Genomic DNA, 19,754 nt, shown 5'->3' on the forward strand with positions numbered 1-19,754 from the left:
ACTATTCAAAAACGGGGAAATAATCAATTTATATGGATTGTTTATCGTAAAGTTCCTTGTACAACGGACAGGAAACGTATAAGTCATCGTGCGTTCCATCCGCAATAATGCGTCCGCTCTCAAACACGAGAATACGCTGGGCAATACGAATGGAACTAAAGCGGTGGGCCACGATAAAGGTCGTACGGCCCACGACAAGTTTATCGAGTTCTTCCTGAATCTTATTCTCGCTTTCCGAGTCCAGAGAAGCCGTCGCTTCATCCAGAATCAGAATGGGGGCATCTTTCAAAAAGGCTCGGGCAATGGCCACGCGCTGCTTCTGCCCTCCGGAAAGTCCGTCGCCGTAGTCGGCCAGCATCGTATAATATCCCTGCTCTTTCTGCTGGGCAAAATCATGTACGGAGGCTTTCTTCGCCGACTCGATCACCTCTTCATCGGAAGCGCCGGGTTTACCAAGGCGGATATTCTCTATGATGGAATTGCGGAAAATGAACGGGCTCTGCGATACCAGCGAAATATTGCTTCTGACGTCCGCCTTCGTCGCATCCCGGAGATCGACTCCGTCCATATGCACGCTACCGGACGAAACTTCATAGAAACGCGGGATCAAGCTGGCAAACGTCGTCTTGCCCGCCCCACTTGGGCCGACAAGCGCCACAACCTGTCCGGCCGGAACATCTACATTGATGTGTTCCAGAACCTTGTGCTTTCCATCGTAAGAGAAGGATACGTCGCGGAAACTGACATTCCCTTTGACTTTTCCCAGCGGCACAGGACTCTCCGGATCCGGCATATTGTCGGGCTGATCCAGAATGAAATTCAACCTCTCCAGGGAAGCCTGGGCCTGCTTGAGCCGGTTGTAGGTCATGCCAAGCCTTTTGATTGGGTCATAGCACATGAACAAAGCCGTCGCAAAAGACATGAAATCAGACTCTTTCATCCCGACGGAATTACAGCGCACCAAAAGATACCCCAATCCGAGGGCACAGACACCTTCCAGCACAGGCACAAGAAACTGCTTATACTTGACGGCCTTCATCTGGATGCGGATGAAACGCTCCGTCAGTTGCCGGAAGATAGCTACCTGCTGGCCCTGCATGCCATAGGAGCGGACTTCCCTCTGGGAGCACAGATTTTCCTGGGCCACGGCCATAATGTCGCCCAATTCCTTCTGTGCCCTACGCGCCTTCTCCACCATCCTCTTGCCAAAGAAGTAAATCGGCCAGATGGACAAAGAGACGAAGAACAAATTACTCAATAAAACGGAAGTCTGGGATGTCTTGGCAGCCTGGTACCCCAGGAAGCATAATGCGCTCACCAGAGTCATCGGCTGCTTGATCAAATCGTTGGACACCTGAGTAATCCCGGCTTGCACGTTCTGAGTATCCGTCAGCAGGCGGCTGATCAAGTCGCCCTTCTTCTGGCTCTCATGGAAAGACAATGGAAGCATCTGCAAATGAGAAAATGCTTTCATTCGAATTTCTTCGAGAACTCGCATCCCGACGAATGCCGTCAAATATCCGTTGATAAAAGTTGCCACGCCGCGAATCGTCATCACCAAAGGCAATATCAGACACGCCGTGATCAGCACGACCATATGCAGACGGTCCGGAGCTACCATCTCGACCAGTATATCCTGGATAAACGGGGGAAGCTTGCTGTTGTCGAATACAACAGGAAACACCTTGTCGATCATCATCGGAATCCCGAATCCGCTCGCAGCGGAAGCGACGACGCCGGACAACAATGCCAGAATAAAAGGCAGCAACAGAGGCTTCAAATAAACCAGGAATCGGAAAAATTGTTTCATCATACTCCCTTACCTCCCGATCTCATCAGTTGTTTATCGTACAAATCCCGGTAGAGTGCGGAATTTTCGTACAACTCCAGATGTGTTCCGTCCGCAATAATGCGGCCCTGCTCGAAAACGAGGATGCGATCCGCAAGGCGGATCGTGCTGAATCTGTGAGCAATCACCAAAGTCGTCCTGCCTTGGGTAAGTGACTCCAACTGCTCCTGGATCATTGATTCGCTCCGCATATCCAGCGAAGCCGTCGCCTCATCAAGGATTAGGATGGGAGCATCCTTCAAAAAGGCACGGGCAATAGAGACTCGCTGTTTCTGCCCACCGGAAAGCCCTTCCCCGGATTCTCCGATCGGTCTTTCATATCCGTTCGGATCTTCATCGACAATGGTATCAACGGCAGCTCTTTTACCCGCCGCGACAATCTGTTCCATCGTTGCCTCCGGATTGCCGATGCGAATGTTGTCCGCCACCGTGCCGCTGAACAAAACAGGGTACTGAGAGACGAGAGCGATGTTCTTCATCAAATCCTTCTTCCTGTAATTACGGACATCCTCACCATCAATTTTCACGGCACCCTCATTCACGTCGTAGAAACGGCATACCAGATTTGCAAACGTTGTCTTTCCTGCACCGCTGGGGCCGACAAGGGCCACCACCTGACCGGCAGGAATATGAACATTGATATCGTTCATCACCATTTTGTCGGCATCATAGGCGAACTTGACATGGTCGAACACAATGTCACCCCGGCAGCGGGTCATCTCATGAGGATGCTCCGGATCCGGCATATCGTCAGGCTGGAAAATGACCTCATTAAAGCGGTCAACGATCGCCATGTTCATCGCCAGCCTGTTATGGACGGACCCCAGCCTCTTGACCGGTTCATAGCAGAGATACATGGCTGTTGCCAAAGACATGAAATCTTTGACTGCCATCCCGTTCTGATTGCCCACATACAACGCGAATCCCAGAGCCAGCGCACTGGAAATCTCCACCATGGGCGGCAGCACGTTCTGCCATTTCACCACGTTGAGCATGGTTTTAAGGAAATTGCTAATCTGGAAACGGACGTGTTTAATCTGTTCCTCCTCCATGGCGTAGGCACGGATATCACGCTGGGAAGAAAGGTTCTCCTGAAGAGAAGCCGTAATGTCTCCCAATCCGGCCTGGGCCTTGCGAGCCTGTTTCAACATGATTTTGCCGATTCTCTGAATGGGCACGATACAAAGCCCCACCAGCACCATATTGATCAGCAAGATAAAAAACTGCTCGCTCTCGCTCGCTTTGTAAACAAGATACCCTAAAGCGCCCAGCATCGTCATCGGCTGGAGCACCAAGTCATTGGCCACTTGGAGAACCCCCTCCTGAAGAAACTGCGTGTCGTGCATCAGGCGGCTGAGCAAATCGCCGCTCTTGTGCCTTTCATGGTAGGAGAGGGAAAGGTTTTGAAACTTTGTGTACAATTGAATACGAAGACGTTCCAACACCCTCAACCCGGCAGCAGTCAACCAATATGCATTGAAAAATCCGGCGATTCCACTCACCGTAACGACCAGCGGCAAGAAACAGGCCGCCACCCAGACCATGGCACTGTGCAGGTTAGCCTCGCCGAATATTCCCACAAGAATAGACTGTATTTCCGGTGAAAGTTGCGCATGCCCGAACACTACGGGGAAAACCTTGTCGATCATGAACGGATATCCGAATCCGCTCGTCGCCGCCGAAACGACACCTGCCAAAATAGAAGCAAAAAGCGTCCATTTGTGAAACCGTATGTAGTTGCGCCACAAATACAATAAACGCGAGCCCATGGTCGCCCGTGGAAGAACGGGGTCCTGTATTACGGGTTCATTATTCATTATTCATTCAATCCGGTAGCTGTCTCTGAAAACCAAAAACTTTGCCGATTATACAGATCCTCACGCCATGTTCAAGTGTGGAAGGAATCTTCTTCGCGTTACCGTTCGCTTCGTAATGCATCAAAAAGAAAATCACCGAAGGCCCTTTCAGGGAAAACCGGTGAAATGAGCAAAAGGGTGGATGCATCAAAATAGTTTCTTCAAACTATTCATATGCCTCTTAAAATGAGTAAACAATCACGACTTGAGTTACTAAATGGTGCTCGAGAGGTCTACGCTTCAAAAAAGACGCGCAAGGACAAGTATGGCTTCCTCTTGGAAATGCAACAACTTACAGGATATAAGTCAACTAAGACGATTATCAGAGTTCTATCCTCGACAAAGGAAAAGCCCGTCAAAGAGAAACGCGGGATAGAGTTCTCAAACCTTACAAAACATCGGCATCCAGAACTCAGTCCAATGGAACGACCACCTCCTTAAAGGCACTTATCTCCATTGTCGATTATCGAAGACGCATCGAAAAGCCAGGTTATCTCTACGCCGACACAGTCGCCCACTGCGGCACAACAATGAAAGGTGACTTTGCCTGGACCTTGACGATCACAGATGATTATACCCAGTGGACATCCAACCGTGCTATTTGGAACAAAGGGCAGTATGAAACGTGCCGAGCCTTGGGGCGTCTGATGAACCAGTTTCCCTTCCCGGCTTGAGGAATCAACACGGACAATGGAACGGAGTTTATCAATTACCATCTTCAGAAGTATCTGAAAGATAAGCATCAAAAGATGGAAATCACCCGTTCGCGTCCCATGATGAAAAATGACAATGCACGAGCCGAAGAGAAGAATCGTCACCGAGTCAGAGATGTGGTAGGGTATGGTCGATTTGATCATCCCGGTTATATCAAGTTGCTCAATAGGGTATATCGAGCCAACAATTTATTGACGAATCACTTTTATGCGTGTAGCCGGGTCATATTCAAAACGAGGCAAGGAGGAAAACTCAAGAGACAAAGCGATCAGGCACGGACACCCTACGCCCGAGTCATGGAAACGCTAAAACCTAGTCGCAAGAAGGAAAAGTTAGAGACCTTACATAAGAGCCTAAATCCATTGAATCTAAGAGATCAGTTGGAGAATGCACTAAGGACTCTTTTTGACCTGCAAGCTCGTCTTGAGAAAGAAGACGAGGGGCTTCTCGCCCCCCCTTTCCCCCTCGACAGCGTGCGACGCTGCACCCGGGAGTATTGATATGGTTCAAAAAAGCCTTGCCCAGGAGCTTCCCACGCGCCAGCTTGGGTGACCGTTATTTTGATGCATCTACCCTTCGGTGACCGTTTTTTTATGCATTACGTCAATTGAAATACATCAAAATTCAAAATCTTCGGAAATCTCCGATTGACCATGAACACGACATCAAGTCTGCTCCGGTACGGTAACCGGGATTTTAACGCATGCCGGAGTCAAAGGCCTCCTATGCCATAGTCCTCGGAGGACGAATTACGGTTGCTTCGTCTGAATCAGCCACGAATATTCCTGCGGCAGCTCAAAAGGCAATTCGATTTCACCTGTGTGAACAAACCATGCAAGAGCAACAAGGGCAATCAAAATCAGGAGGATCACGATTTTCACCACCGGACTTTTCTTTCTCTTGTTCAATGAACTGGCAATTTTCAACCGCTCGTTGGCTTTGGGATCGGAGGTCGTTACCAATTGAACGCCGGCTTCATAGGCATCCATATATTCAATCCACATTTTGGCAGACTTGAAACGTTTTTCCAGAGAAGGTTCCAACGCCTTGTCAATACTGGTCAGAAGAGGAAGCGAGTACTTCCTGCGGAAACCTTCCACGGAAGCAATCTTGACCATTCTGTCTACGACGGAACGCTTATCGCCAGGTTCCGGAGTTATGCCCGTCAAAAGTTCGTAAAATGTCGCTCCCAGCCCATAGAGGTCGCACCAGGGGCCAATCTCGCGAAAACGCCCGGGATAGAACTCGGGAGGGGTATAACCGGGAGTCACCTGTACAAGTCCATCGTGCTGGAGCACTTTGGTTCGGACGGCTCCGAAGTCGATCAACTTCGGCATGCCGTTGCCCATGATAAAAATATTGCCCGGCTTGATATCACAATGATAAATTCCGTGGTCGTGGAGATGCTCGAGGATATCAAGCATATTAACCAATAATCCTTCCGCCTGGGCCTGGGTAAAGGATCCGCCGGACTTTTTTAAATTTTCCATGATCTCGAACATCGTTTGTCCGATAATCAATTCCATAACGTAATAGACGGTTCCGTGAGCACGGAACAAATCAAAAATCTGAACGACGCCCGGATGAGAAAATCCAGCCAGCGTCTGCGCCTCCTGCATCGTATTGTTGATGCAATTTTCAAACATGTCGCGAGTCGATTCATGGCGGGGCAAAACGGTAACGCCATCCTCACTGCGCGCCGCATAATCCCCCGGCAAACATTCCTTAATGACCACATGACGCTCATGCTTCATGTCCCATGCCATGTAGGTAATACCGAAACCTCCCGCGCCCAAAACACGCACGATCTGGTAGATATCGTAAAGAACGGTTCCTTCTGCCAGGGCCGGCACCAATGTTTGCTGTTTGTCCATAACTCGTGCGGTTATAATAACCAAGGAGGTCTATACCCCGGCTTCTCTGATCAGTCAAGAAATCTCATTCCCCCCCTAAAGAATGGAATTGTCTCAGTACGAATCATTGATCTGCACTGAAAGCTTCTTGTTCACAATTCACCCTGTTTGGGCATCCCTCCCGATCCGGGCGTAACCTCACCGCTCGGCGGATTATTCCCGGTCGCGGCCTTTTCCTCTTGTTCTTTCTGCAGTTTCAAGGCGCGTTCTTTCCAAACCCGGCCGATTTCGGCATCAGCCTTAATACCCAAGCCACTGCTGTAACAGATGGAAAGCAGAGCCATGGCACCGACATGATCCTGACCTGCAGCCAATTTCAACCAGGAAACGGCTTCTTCGGGGTTTTCCTTCGTCCCTTCCCCCTTCAAGCACATCATCGCAACAATGTATTCCGATTGGGGATCTCCCAGACGAGCAGCCTTTTCATACCATTTGAAGGCCTTCTCGGGATTCTTTTCTACACCATCCCCGTTGTAATAAATCCTGCCAAGAAACTGGGCAGCCGTAATGTCCCCCTTCTTGGCAGCCTTCTCCAACCATTGTTGGGCTATGCGGGCATCTTTTTCCACGCCGAACTTTCCTTCCCAATAAAGATTGCCGAGAAACCCCATCGCTTTAGGAATATTGCTTTCAGCGGATTTCTTGATCTCCTCCACGCCTTTCGCAGTATCGCGCGCAATGCCGTCCCCCATCAGATACATCAATCCCAGGTAATAATCGGCTTCCCTGTTGCCCGCCGCAGCAGCTTTTTCAAACCACTCCTTTGCCCGGGAAGAATCGCGACCGAGTTCCACACCGTAATAATACATGCCGGCCAGGGTCATCTGGGCTTCGGCATAGCCCTTGTCGGCAGCTTTCTTGCACCATTCGACGACCTGTTCCACCTTTGCCTTTCCTGCTTTGAGACGCTCGGCATAAAGTTTGGCCACCGCATATTCATGTTCGGCAGTACTATCGGTCGCATCCCGGATAGCACGGTCCAGTTCATCGTCACGTTCTACAGGTTTCGGAGCATCGACGGTACGCTCCCGCCCTGCATTCCCGGGCATGGGAGAGTCCTGTTCGCTTAGTCCGACAACCTCCCCCTTCTTGTCATCATCGCATCCAGACAGGAAGACTGCAGACATGACGCACAATACACCGAAGGAAAATACCCGTTTCATGTTCGCATCTTAATGAAAATGAGGAAAAAATCAATCTCCCTCTACATCCGCCAAGTGATCATTGCGACATTCGTCAAGAGTTCCCGCCGGGTTGCCTTCCACTACCATCTTCCCCTGCACGTGGAGAGGCAGATATTCCCACGATATAATCCTGTTGTGACTACAGTCGAAATGCCAAGACACTTGTTCCGGAGCGCCGCGCAAAGAACGAAGAAGGTTATAGCTGCAATCGAAACGCCACGTCACGCCGGAAGCCACGTAATCCAGGGTTTCCAGACAATTGTGGCTGCAATCGTAACTCCCCTCCACACCGAGAGGGGCACCCTTCAAACTCTTCAAGCGGTTGTGACTGCAATTGAATCCCTCCTTCGTGGAAAGAGGAGCAAACTCCAAGGATTCCAGATTGTTATGGCTGCAATCGAAGTATCCCGTTACATCTTTCGGCATCCCTCGGAGGGATGATAACTGGTTGTAGCTGCAATCCATCTTTTCAAGAACCCCTTGGGGAGAACCTTCCAAAGATGATAATTTGTTGCGAGAACAGATGAAACTCCCCTGTACGCCGGGAGGACAACCGTTCAACGACGACAATTGATTGCGGCCGCAATCGAAAGAGCCCTCCACTCCGGCAGGAACCCCGCTCAAAGAACGAAGCCTATTGTCCGCACAAGAAAAATTACCGAGAATTCCCGGTGGACAGGAGTCCAAGGATCCCAATTTATTCGATGCGCAATTGAAATGGCGGGAAACGCCAAGCGGTACATATTCCAGCGTCGTCAGTAAATTGTCACGGCAGAAAAAATCGCGTGAAACACCGGCAGGACATCCCGCCAGAGATCTCAAACGATTTCCGCTGCAATCAAAATCCCGTTTCACTCCCGGAGGAGAGCCCTGAAGGCTAGTCAGGCAATTGTCGCTGCAGAAAAAATCCATTTCCACCTCCTGAGGGCAGAAATCCAGAGAATCCAGCTTGTTGGAAGAACAGTTGAACGCCAGACGAACGCCTGTCGGTGCTCCTTTCAAGGAAACAAGCCTGTTGTGACTACAATCGAACCGGCCTTGCACAGCAGGCGGAGCTCCAGTCAAGGACTCCAGCAGATTGAACGAGCAGTCCATCTCCTTCTTCACTCCGGGCGGAGCCCCTTCCAGGCTTGCCAGTCTGTTATGACTGCACACAAAGCGTCCGGCAACCGATTGAGGACAATGTGCCAGAGAAACGAGCTGGTTTTCCCGGCAGTCGAATTCTCCTGTCACATGTGGAGGAGCCCCTTCAAGAGAAACAAGTTCATTATTCCCGCACTTAAACCCCGCCTCCACTTCCTGCGGAGCCCCGCGAAGACTCGTCAAACGATTCCAGCAGCAATCAAAACTTCCGCGGACATCGTCCGGTGCCCCCTCCAACGACTTCAACTGATTAAAAGAACAAGTATAGGAAACCTTGACGGAAGAGGGCCCTCCCTCCAGAGACTCCAACCGATTGAAACTGCAGTCAAACTCCCTCTCCACAACCTGCGGTGCGCCAGCCAGGGATTCCAAACGGTTATCCATGCACAAGAAGGCATCAAGCGGGCCGGCAGGCGCATATTGCAAGGACACCAGACGGTTCTTGGAACAATCAAACGTACCGGAAACCTCCGGAGCGCCCTTCAATGTCGTCAGGCGGTTGTTGCTGCAGTCAAATTCCGCTACGCGGCACCCTTTCATATTGGGAAGACGGCTCATTTGCAGTCCTCTCAACGAGACCTTTGCAAAATCCGTATAGCCTTGATCAAGAAGACCCCATAGGACTTCATCATCAGTCACTTCCTCATTATACCTTTTCATATGGAAGAGTCATGCCCCCCTTCTTGGAACAAGAAAGGGAATGGCCCACCAATGTAGGGGAATATCCCATCAGAGCAATACCGGAACGCGTACTCATTCATCCTTCCTCAGACAACCTTATTGTCATCAATACATCCAACATGACCGTCTCTTCCTTCCATAATAGGCAAAAAACAGAAAAGAAGACTTTACTTCAGACGTTAAAATAACTCATAGTAGGGTTCCAAAAACCAGACATTGCACACCATACGACGCAATAGCCCAGCCATGAAAGATTTCAAGCACATCGCCATCAAAAGTATCCATGATCCCCTGTTTACGGAGGCGAACGAAATTTACACGCAAAGTTTCCCTCTGCACGAGCAACGCACCATTCCTAATCTGGAAGAAATCCTCCACAACCCGGAATTTCACTATGACGCCCTTCTGACATCCGACGGGCGCGTTGCCGCAATCCTCTGCTTCTGGAATACTCCCGACTTCGTCTATCTGGAACACTTTGCCGTCTCCCCGCACATGAGAAATAACGGATTCGGCAAAATCATACTCGACGAAATCAAGCAGCACTCCAATGTCCCGGTCATCCTCGAAATTGACCCCGTCGTTGATGAAATTTCCCGCCGCAGGCTGATGTTCTACGAACGCAATGGATTTATATCCAACCAACAGTACGACTATATCCACCCCCCCTACAAGGAAGGTGATGCTCCCTACCCCCTCCTCGTCATGAGTTATCCGTCCGCTTTGGATACGGAACAGTACAGCCGGTTCGAATCCTACCACCACAATACAGTCATCCAACCCGCACAGTAACAGTAGTAGAAGTATTCCCAAGTCTTATTACAGATTTGAGGGTTGATCACTGCAGAGAATCAATTACTCTCGGCGCACGTGACTGCACTTTTTTCACTATTGGCAATATGGGACACCCCCATCCCCATCGGGTTCTATAGCGAAGCCCTGCAAATCGTTCTGGGATTAATCCTCATCGAAGGCCTCCTGTCTGTCGACAATGCTTTGGGAATCGCCGCCATGGCATCCCACTTGCCCAAGCATCAACAAAAAGCGGCTCTTCGCTGGGGGCTCATCGGCGCCTACGTATTCCGGGGTATCGCTCTGGCAGCCGTCGCCTGGCTCATGCACAACGAATGGGTCAAGTGGTTTGGCGCAATCTACCTGATTTATCTGGCTGCGAACCACCTCTCTCTCAAACATGTCGAAAAACATGAAAATCATTCCGCCGGCAAATTCGCAGGTAAAAGTTTTCTGGCGACCATTGCCGGCATTGAGCTCATGGATCTTTCGCTTTCGCTCGACAATGTCGTCGCAGCCGTCGGACTCGTTAACAATGCCGCACACATCCCTGAAGAATACCATATATGGGTCGTCTGTACCGGCGTCTTCATCGGTATCCTTGCTCTCCGAATCGTAGCCGGATGGTGCATCGGCATCCTGGAAAAATTCCCCGTTCTCAACTATACGGCCTTCGTTCTCGTCGGATTTGTCGGGGTGATTCTTGTTGTCGATATGGGACAAGAAATCCTTTATGACCATGGCATGATCGACAGCATCTGGAAAGGGGGAATTTCTTTCAAATTCACGAACATCGTTCTCATCGTCGCCCTCAGCATCATGTATGAAAAATACGCAGGACTCCATCGCTTCCTGCAAAAACCGATTCACATTTTCCGATTAATCTGCCAGTATTTCTCATCATTCGTCCATTTGATCCTCTGGCCGATCTCCAAACCGATTCAATTACTCCTCCACAGGAACTAACTCTATCATGACCGATTCACAACAACCACTCACGCCGGAACTCATCCGGGCCGCTTTGACGACGGTCAAATATCCCGGATTCAGCCGGGACATCGTTTCGTTCGGCATTGTAAAAAACATTGCCATCGACGATGACAACAATGTCGTCATCAATCTCCAGATCGAAAGCCGCAACGCCGATATCCCCCGTTACATCTTCGAAGGGGTGCACAACGTCATGAAGCACATCCCCGGAGTCAAGCACTGCGATGTCAACATCGACCACAAAACGCCCGCAGCCAACAAGCCGGTCAATGATGATCCCGCTTCGTGGAAGTCCTCCATCCCCGGAGCCAAGCACGTCATCGCCGTCGCTTCCGGCAAAGGCGGTGTCGGTAAATCCACAGTCTCCGCCAACCTCGCAGTCGCCCTCTCGAAACTCGGTTATAAAGTCGGCTTGGTCGATCTGGATATCTATGGTCCTTCCATGGCTCTCATGTTCGGCACTAAGGAACGTCCCGGAGCCAATGAGAACGACGAATTCATTCCTGTCAAAGCGCACGGTATCCGCTTGCTTTCCATCGGCCTGATGATCGACGAAGCCTCTCCCGTCGCTGTTCGCGGACCATTGGCCACCCGATACGTCCAGCAATTCCTTCGCAACGTAGAATGGGGTGACATCGACTTCCTGATCCTTGATCTGCCCCCCGGAACGGGAGACATCCAGCTGACCATCGTGCAAACAGCAGATCTCGACGGAGCCGTCATCGTCACAACCCCGCAGGAAGTTGCCCTTATCGATGCCCGCAAAGCTGTAGGACTCTTCGAAAAAGTCCAGACACCCATCCTCGGCATCATCGAAAACATGAGTTACTTCGAATGTCCTTCCGACGGAAAGGTCTATCACATCTTTGGAGAAGGAGGTGGCGCTCGCGAAGCGGAAAAACTCGGAGTGCCGCTTCTGGGGCAAATTCCCATCGACATCCGTACCCGCTCCTGCGGAGACGAAGGCTCTCCCGTCGCTCTGCTCGATCCTGCGGAAAACAGTGCTTCCGCGGCCTTCCGCAATCTCGCAAAGCATTGCGCGGACATTGTCCTGAATAAAGAATAACGGATATACGATCCGCTTCATCATCAACAAATGAGCTCCCCCGACTTTCGACTGAAGGCCGGGGGAGCTTGTTTTGGAAGCGACCCAATCTACGGTTTTGCAAGAGAACCGTCCTGAGCCTACTCCCGTTTCCGGATCTCAGAGAATACCGCAATTCTCTTCGAACGGAAAATCAAGAATCCTCTCCTGGTTCTCCGGTGAACCGGAGAGGTATCCGGAAGAAACTCAGAATTCGTAAATGAGACTGACGCTTCCCGTCTGCATGAGGCTCTTCTCGGCCGCTTCAAGATTGTAGTTCGCCGAGGCGCTCAGACCTTCCGTAAGCTGCAAACGCATGCCCGACGCCGTGCTCAGCGACGTCCTTCCCGGTTTACTGCCGCAGGCTGTCCAGAAATGACTGTTGCCCTGGACATCGACCCGGGGCGTCTTACGGCTCAAGTCCTGGATTACTCCCGCCTTCGCGTAGGCCGTGAAGGCCTTGTTTCCTAGATAACCCCGGTAACGGAGACCGGTTCCCACGGTAGCGCGCAGCTCGTTCATGCTGCCGTCCGAGAGACGGTACTGGTACTTCTCGCCCCTGAGGGTGTAGTCGTTCTGGTCGGCGAAGGTGTACTGGAGCCCGGTGAAGGTTTCCAGGAAAAGCCTTTCGTTCAATTGATGGCTCCAGATCGCCTTCACGTCCAGCATCCAGGCCTGGTCGGTCCATTTCCCGCCCAGGTTGTCCTCGGATACGGCCTGCATCCTCGTTGTACCTTTGTTGCTGGAGCGGGCATAGCCGGCCTGCATGTCCAGGATGAAGGCATTTTGCCGGTTGAGAGCCATCCCGTAGGTTCCGTAGAGGAGGCCGATGTTGGTGTCTTTGTCGATGCGCCCCAGGCCATTGTTGACGTCATGGTCTCCCCAGAGGGTGCCGACGGCCATGCCCATCGTCCAGTTGTTGGCGAAGGCGTACTCGCCGCCCGCCGCGTATCCCAGGGAACGGTAGCGGTACCCCGTGGAAAAGTCATGGTTTTCCTGGGTGTAGTAGTTGCCGATGCCGGAAACCCAGAAGGCCACGTTGCGTTCCAGCTTGAGGTTGTACCGGGTATTGGTCCGGGCATTGTCGGAGAAGGACCAGAGAGACCGGACGGAGGTCCAAAGCGTGTTGACCTGGACGGTTCCGACGCCGAGGGGGGCGTTCCAGGCCGGAGCGGGAGGCGTCGGTGGATCTACCGGGAATTCAGGGTCGACCGGGAACTCCGGATCGATGGGGGATGGTGGCTGGGGGAGTTCCACTCCGTATTGACCGGACAGGAAGTCGAAGCGGTCGTAGGTCGTCCCGTTGGCGGTATAGGGTTCGTATTCGAGGGACCATCCATCGTCATCGACGAGGTAGACGTGTTTGGCGCCGGCCACGCTTGCCTGGGTGGTTTCGGTGGATAGCGTGTGGGAGAAGATGAAGGGGTGGAGTTCCTCCGGCCTGGACTGGATGCCGCTGATGTCCAGCACGAAGACGAGCTTGCCCGGCTCGGCATTCAGAGAGGAGCCGTCGGCGAAGTTCCAGACGGGGTTGGTATCCGTGGCGGCGACCATGGCGTCGTTCATCCGGACTCGGATGGTGTGTTCGCCTTCCGTTCCCGTGACATTGTAGTTTCCGTCCGTGCCCGGAGTTGGGGGTCCCAGGATTTCCAAGGCGAACTTTTCTCCCTGGGCGATGGTAGTGAATCCGTCGATCAGGAGGGCGGTGCCCGTCCTTGCGTTGACGGTTCCCTTGATGAAGGTCTTGTCGCCGACGCGGAGGGAACCGTTGTCCAGGTTGACCGTGAAGTTGTTGACGGTTACGCCGTCGTTGAACTGCACTTCCCCGTCATGGGAGTACGGGTTGTCGACCTTTTCATTCGTTTCGTTGTTCAGAGCGATGGTATCCGGGTTGATGTTGAGTGGCGTGTCATTATTGGCAGCCATCAGGGAGTCGTCGAAAACGATTTTGGCCTGGGAGGCGGCGACGAGGTTGAGGAAACCGCCGGCACGGGTTGTAATGGCGTTGGAAAGGCCATCTTGAGCCTGCCCGTTTTCGACTTGGGTGACGAAGTGCCTGTTGCCGCTGAAGACGACGTCCTTCGTTTCCGCAATCAGGTTGAGAGGTCCGGCAGTGTCGATGGCTCCACCGTAGTAGTTGGAAGAGGCGTTGAAATTATTGAAGAAAGAACTGTCGATGATCGTGTTGAGACCTGATGATCTGAAACAGATGGCTCCCCCCATACCCTGTGGCTCGGAAGTCTGAATGTAGTTGTTCTCAAAAATCGAATTGCGAATGGTAAGAGAATAAATAGTGTTTAAATTAGTTTCAGACCAGATAGCCCCGCCGTAGAGGGCAACACCCCCTGTGGAAAGGACATAATTGCCAGTAAACGAGCAATCCTCAATCTCCATGTCACCCCAGTTGCCAATGGCGCCGCCTCCGGATACGAACGTTTTCATTTTGTCAACAATCACATAATTGTTGTTGAATGTACTTCGCCGAACTGTGGCAATAGATAAGTCTTCATTATAGAAGGCGCCTCCCTGAACCGATTGATAACCCTCCGGATCGGTCGTGGCAAAATTGCCGATGAAGGTGCACGCATCAATAGTCGTATAGCACACGGTAGATTTAGCTCCTGAAATTTCACGGGCGGCACAGATAGCGCCTCCTGCACTGAAACGCTGGTAACTGCTGATGGAATTACCGAAAAAATCGCAGTTTTTGACTTCCAACGTTCCTCCAAAATTCGAGATGGCTCCTCCGGTACAAGCGATGGTACCACCTCGGTAGTAACTGCAGTTGTCGAAGATCAGGTTATCCACCTTCATGGTTGATCCCAGATTATTAAGCAAGGCTCGGGTAAGATCGAGAGGATCACTGCGTTCTGCTCCGGTGAAAGACGATTTCTCTCCGTTTACCTGAAGTCCAGAAAGCTGAAAAGTGACTCCGTCCGGATTGCTGATGGCTCCCCATTCCTTAGCGTCATAAGGACTCCCGGAGGTTCTATGGCAGGGAATAAGGATATGTTCCTGGATAGTGAAGGAGAGAGAATCTCCTTTGGCTGCCTGCCGAAGAGATTCGTTGATGTCATCAATTGTCGATGAAGCGAAAGATGCAGGTACTCCTACAGCAAGAAGCGATGCAAAGAAACGTCTGATAAAAAATGAACTCACCATGGGCGTATATGTAGCGGATTGCACATCCGTCAATAATGTCGTTTTATTCTCGCTTTTATGGACAACAGTATATCATATTTCAAGCAATAACCCTGTCAAACAAGAATATAAATATTTAATGTAGTTAATTGGGAAAGAATGGTTTGCGACATTTATACAAATAAATATTTTTCTTGGAAACGGATGTGCAATCCGCTATTCCAGCATGACTATTGTCCATCCATTGTGAATCATGTGATTATTTTATGTTTTTTCAAAAAAAACAAAATGAATCAATTTATATAAATATTTTTTAAACAAAAAAAACAGGTCATCCTTGCACTTTCCTATGAAAGGAGTGCTATATTCAAGCATGCTTCCGTATTTCTTTTCACGCTTGCGAAACCGCCAGTTCACCCCTCTGCATCTTTGACAATACTTCAGCCAGATCCCTAACCTGTTGCTCCGTATGGGCGGCAGTCAACGTCAAACGCAATCTTGCCGTACCGCGAGGCACTGTCGGGTACCGAATCGCCGGAGCCAAATGCCCCGCATTCAGAAGAGCAGATGCAGCCGATAAGGCGTCTTCGTTCTCTCCTATCACATAAGGAAAAATTGAGCTCAGAGGTCTTGCCTCCATCCCCAGTAAAGAAACAAACAAATCCATCAGGAAACGCACATGGATACGCTTCGCTTCTCCCTCTTCGCCTTCAATCATATCCAGTGCAGTCACAGCCGCCTGCGCCAACGCCGGAGAAGGTGCTGTGGAATAAATCAACGACCGGGACGAATTGATGAATAAATCAGCCCAGGCTCGGGAACAAGCCACATAACCACCCGATAAACCGGCCGACTTACTCAAAGTTCCCATTTGGAAATCAATAGCCGAAGACACTCCCAGTTCCGAAGCCAGACCGGCACCATTCCTGCCCAGCAAACCGAATCCATGCGCTTCATCCACCAGCATGAGAGCTCCATATCGGTTTTTTACTTCAACCAATTCGCGCAAGGGAGCCCTATCCCCGTCCATGCTAAACACAGACTCCGTCACTACCAAGATATCAGCATCCGGCGACTTCGCCCGCAAACGGACAAGCAATTTTTCCAAGGACTCCGGATTATTATGCAAAAACGTCCTCACTTCCGCACCCGACAATCTGGCTCCATCAATCAAACTCGCGTGACTCAACTTGTCCAAAACGACAAAATCGCCCTTCCCCACAATCGCCGGAATCAAACCGACCGATGTCGCATAGCCCGAGGAAAAAGCCACTGCTGCCTCTGTTCCCTTTAGAGTGGCAAGGCGTTCCTCAAGTTCTTCATGAACGCGGCGTGTCCCCGTCACCAGGCGGGAAGCCATAGCACCTGTCCCGTGGTCGCGGACCCCCCGGATCATCGCCTCCTCAATCCGGGGATCCCGGGCCAGCCCCAGATAATCATTGGAGGCCCAATTGACCACCTCGCTCTCATCCGCCATACGGGCCATTCCGCCCGGCAGGCATTCGATGGGGCGCAGCCTTCTCAATAAGCCTTCTTTTTCATATTGGAACAATGCGGATTCAGGCGTTTTCATAAAATTGGGGCGTTTGGGTTCACACTCAAGGCAAGAACGGCGTTATGTCCGCCCATCGAAGAAGCCGTCTTCAACAGAATACGATCATCCAGAAGATCGCAGGTTTTCGAGAGGATACATCCCTCCCAGGGCGATGCCATACCGGGTAAATTGGGAGGCAATAGCCCCCGTTTCGCAAATGCCAGCATCATACACAACTCCAGAATACCGCTTCCCCCGATAGCATGACCGCACCACGGTTTCATCAGGCGAACATCCGGGAAGCGGAGAGCCGTTCCTTCCTCTCCGGAAAAAGCATACTTCAACGCCGCCTTTTCCGCGATGCCATTGTTCCTCGTTCCACTGGCATGAGGACATATCGTCAACGCCTCGCAAACCGCCCCCGTCTTCTCGAGGGAAGTCTTGATCAACCTGCCCAACTGCAATCCGTCCGCCGGCATGCCTAGAGGACTGCTTGCATCGGAATTGGAACGGTAATCCAGCACACGCCCATATGGAACGCCTTCTTCGGGATGAATGGACAGGGCCACGGCTCCCCCTCCCTCGGCAATCACCATCCCGTCAGCATCTTCACCGTACGGATTATTAACCCCGACCTGGGCCAGCATACCGGAAGACCAATACGTATCCAGAACCGATGGAGACAGAGGCAAATCCAACCCAATCGCCAAAGCACGCTCCACGACGCCGGACTCTACCAGCATGGCAGCCAGACCTACGGCATCCAACCCGGCCGCACATCCGCTAGCCAGTACATGGTAGGGACCGTGGATGCCAAACTCAATCGTGACGGAGGATGCCAGTTCACTGTGGAGAGACTGAGGTACCGACAATAATTTGATCTTCCTCCGTCCGGGGATGGAATCCAGCCAGCCCATTGCATTGCCGCGCGAAGACCCCACAATCAAAGCTGCCGATTCCAATTCGCGTGCCCCCCACCCCGCATCCTCGACCGCCTGCCGGGCCAAAAGCAGAGCCAGGATTGAAGCCGGCCCTTGCCGGCGTCCCATGAACAACTCCCTGTCTTCCAGCCAGGCTGCCGGTATCCGATCCCACGCGTGACCTTCCCCCCACAACTCCGCCAGCGGACGAAATGCACACTTCCCTTCGAGCATCTTTTCTACATGCGTCGCGCTATCGATTCCTAATGAGGAAACCGCACCAATGCCGCACACATACGGGCTGGACTCGGGAAAAACAACGGAAGAACATTTCATAAAGGGCGCGCCATGCTACCCGCTTTCCCCTATCTCATGCAAGTCCGGTCTCATAGGGTGACAACATCCATTCATGGCCCGTAATGATCAAAATAACAATACCTATACGACAATTTAAGACAAACAACCCAAATGGCAGCAAGGCCGATGCCATCATCCCGGAAAAACTGGTTTTTTTTGAATTCCGACTGAACAAAGAACATACCGCCGATGTCAAAATTGCGCTACTCTGAAAAGAGCCTCATATCAACAATTATCTACAATCCTATGTCCTATAAAAAAAAATCATGGAACGAACAATCCAGAACGCTTATCACCTTCTTCTTTGCCTTGCTCATCGGATCCTCGCTCCTTTTAGGAGAAAGCCGCTGGGAAACATCGCCGCTCACGGAAGAAACCCTCATGCTCCTGGCCTGTTTCTTCGCCGGAGTCGGGGCCTTCGGCAGAATATGGTGCTCCCTGTACATCGCCGGATACAAAAACAGTACACTCGTCAAATCAGGCCCTTATGCCCTATGCCGTAATCCTCTGTATCTTTTTAGCTTCATCGGGGGAACCGGAGTCGCCCTGGCTACGGAAACCTTTACCATCCCGTTGCTTGTCATCCTGGCATTCGCCTGTTATTACCCATTCATTATTCTACGCGAACAAAAACGCCTGATAGAAATTTTCGGAAAAGATTACAAAGACTACTGTCGGGAAACACCGTCCTTTTTCCCGACCCTGCATTCCATCTTCCACCTGAAACAACCGGAGACCTACACAGTCAACCCGAGAACATTCACGCACAACTTTATTGATGCTCTCTGGTTTATCTGGTTAATCGGCATTTTTGAATTTGTCAGTGGCCTGCATGAAGCCGGCATCCTTCCCGTCCTCTTTCAGTTGCCCTGAAACCTCAACAGACATTTCCCCCTGGCATCAAGAAGGCCGACGAGATCTAATTCCCGACGGCCTTCTGTTTTTGTTAAGAAAAAAACGATTAGATTACTTCACGACCACCGTCGTTCCCATAGGCGTATTTTCAAAGAAAACGCGTGCCATATCCTCCGGCATACGGACACAGCCATGACTAACGGGATATCCGGCTACAAACCCCTGATGCATCCCGTAACCTGGAAGGAAGGACAAATAGTAAGGCATCGGCGCCGGATCGTAATAGCACCCAGCCGGAACACTTCCGGCACGGTTGTTGAAGTCGCCATTCACAACGGCTCCCGTTGCCTTGCTGCGCAATACTCCGTAGGTTCCCGACTTGTAATCCTTGTCCTTCTTAATGATCTTGTACGTACCAAGGGGAGTGGCATGCCCCTCTTTCCCCGTCGAAACGGGAGAGGTCCCGACAATAGTATCTCCCACATAATACGTCACTTTTTGCAGCTTGGTATCGATCACGATCCGGCGTTCGCCTTCCAGCCCCGCAGGCCAATCCCAGAAGCCCTGTCCCAGCCGCGCCTCCGGCGGAATGTCCGTCTTGACTCCGGAAGTTCCGCCAACTCCATGCAAATACGAAGATTTGGCCTGTTGCGTCTTGGCGTATTCATTGGGAATACATGAAGCCAGAGCCAAGCAACCGCCTATGAGGATGATACTGTACCGAATCATTGCCAATAAATT

The 19,754-nt window shown here is 51.4% G+C and carries 14 protein-coding genes; 5 read left to right on the forward strand and 9 right to left on the reverse strand.

Annotation, left to right across the window (positions count from 1 at the left end; translation table 11 throughout):
* Positions 1–28 precede the first annotated feature (28 nt).
* Positions 29–1,813 carry an ABC transporter ATP-binding protein gene (locus QET93_RS10840; RefSeq protein ID WP_280131316.1) on the reverse strand — a complete coding sequence of 595 codons (1,785 nt, stop codon included), beginning with the start codon at positions 1,811–1,813 and terminating at the stop codon, positions 29–31.
* A complete protein-coding gene (locus QET93_RS10845) occupies positions 1,810–3,618 on the reverse strand; it encodes an ABC transporter ATP-binding protein (protein WP_280125174.1) in 1,809 nt (602 codons plus the stop codon). The genes QET93_RS10840 and QET93_RS10845 overlap by 4 nt, the downstream gene beginning before the upstream one ends.
* Positions 3,619–4,235: 617 nt before the next feature.
* Here QET93_RS10845 and QET93_RS10850 point away from each other — a divergent pair.
* Complete coding sequence (locus QET93_RS10850; RefSeq protein WP_280131317.1) at positions 4,236–4,379, forward strand: hypothetical protein; 144 nt, start codon at positions 4,236–4,238, stop codon at positions 4,377–4,379.
* 789 nt (positions 4,380–5,168) lie between these two features.
* On the opposite strand, the gene QET93_RS10855 is transcribed toward QET93_RS10850, so the two are convergent.
* From QET93_RS10855 to QET93_RS10865, 3 genes are all read right to left on the reverse strand, one after another.
* On the reverse strand, positions 5,169–6,293 hold the full coding sequence (locus tag QET93_RS10855) for a serine/threonine-protein kinase (protein WP_280131318.1): 1,125 nt from the start codon (positions 6,291–6,293) through the stop codon (positions 5,169–5,171).
* Between the two features lie 131 nt (positions 6,294–6,424).
* Complete coding sequence (locus tag QET93_RS10860; protein ID WP_280131319.1) at positions 6,425–7,495, reverse strand: tetratricopeptide repeat protein; 1,071 nt, start codon at positions 7,493–7,495, stop codon at positions 6,425–6,427.
* 30 nt (positions 7,496–7,525) lie between these two features.
* Positions 7,526–9,319, reverse strand: coding sequence for a hypothetical protein (locus QET93_RS10865; RefSeq protein ID WP_280131320.1), 1,794 nt, complete (start codon positions 9,317–9,319; stop codon positions 7,526–7,528).
* Positions 9,320–9,586: 267 nt separating this feature from the next.
* On the opposite strand from QET93_RS10865, the gene QET93_RS10870 reads away from it, so the two are divergent.
* The 3 genes from QET93_RS10870 (at position 9,587) to QET93_RS10880 (ending at position 12,188) form a co-directional block, all read left to right on the forward strand.
* Positions 9,587–10,132, forward strand: a complete 546-nt coding sequence (locus tag QET93_RS10870) for a GNAT family N-acetyltransferase (RefSeq protein ID WP_280131321.1) — start codon at positions 9,587–9,589, stop codon at positions 10,130–10,132.
* A gap of 78 nt (positions 10,133–10,210) precedes the next feature.
* Positions 10,211–11,098: a hypothetical protein gene (locus QET93_RS10875; protein ID WP_280125156.1), complete on the forward strand. Its 888-nt coding sequence runs from the start codon at positions 10,211–10,213 to the stop codon at positions 11,096–11,098.
* Positions 11,099–11,105: 7 nt separating this feature from the next.
* Positions 11,106–12,188: a P-loop NTPase gene (locus QET93_RS10880; protein WP_280125155.1), complete on the forward strand. Its 1,083-nt coding sequence runs from the start codon at positions 11,106–11,108 to the stop codon at positions 12,186–12,188.
* Between the two features lie 225 nt (positions 12,189–12,413).
* Here the strand turns inward: QET93_RS10880 and QET93_RS10885 are convergent, their stop codons facing one another.
* The 3 genes from QET93_RS10885 to QET93_RS10895 form a co-directional block, all read right to left on the reverse strand.
* A complete protein-coding gene (locus tag QET93_RS10885) occupies positions 12,414–15,392 on the reverse strand; it encodes an autotransporter outer membrane beta-barrel domain-containing protein (protein ID WP_322189982.1) in 2,979 nt (992 codons plus the stop codon).
* A 346-nt stretch (positions 15,393–15,738) separates the two neighbouring features.
* Positions 15,739–16,920, reverse strand: coding sequence for an 8-amino-7-oxononanoate synthase (locus tag QET93_RS10890; RefSeq protein WP_280125153.1), 1,182 nt, complete (start codon positions 16,918–16,920; stop codon positions 15,739–15,741).
* Entirely contained in the window at positions 16,917–18,137 is a 1,221-nt protein-coding gene (locus QET93_RS10895) for a beta-ketoacyl synthase N-terminal-like domain-containing protein (protein WP_280131294.1), read from the reverse strand. The genes QET93_RS10890 and QET93_RS10895 overlap by 4 nt, the downstream gene beginning before the upstream one ends.
* Before the next feature lie 267 nt (positions 18,138–18,404).
* Here QET93_RS10895 and QET93_RS10900 point away from each other — a divergent pair, with 267 nt between their 5' ends.
* The gene (locus tag QET93_RS10900; protein WP_280131295.1) at positions 18,405–19,031 is read left to right on the forward strand and encodes an isoprenylcysteine carboxylmethyltransferase family protein; all 627 of its coding nucleotides are present in this window, start codon (positions 18,405–18,407) and stop codon (positions 19,029–19,031) included.
* Between the two features lie 93 nt (positions 19,032–19,124).
* Here the strand turns inward: QET93_RS10900 and QET93_RS10905 are convergent, their stop codons facing one another.
* Positions 19,125–19,742, reverse strand: coding sequence for a L,D-transpeptidase family protein (locus QET93_RS10905; RefSeq protein WP_280125151.1), 618 nt, complete (start codon positions 19,740–19,742; stop codon positions 19,125–19,127).
* Positions 19,743–19,754: the final 12 nt, after the last annotated feature.

It is taken from the genome of Akkermansia sp. N21116 (genome assembly GCF_029854705.2).
GTDB lineage: Bacteria > Verrucomicrobiota > Verrucomicrobiia > Verrucomicrobiales > Akkermansiaceae > Akkermansia.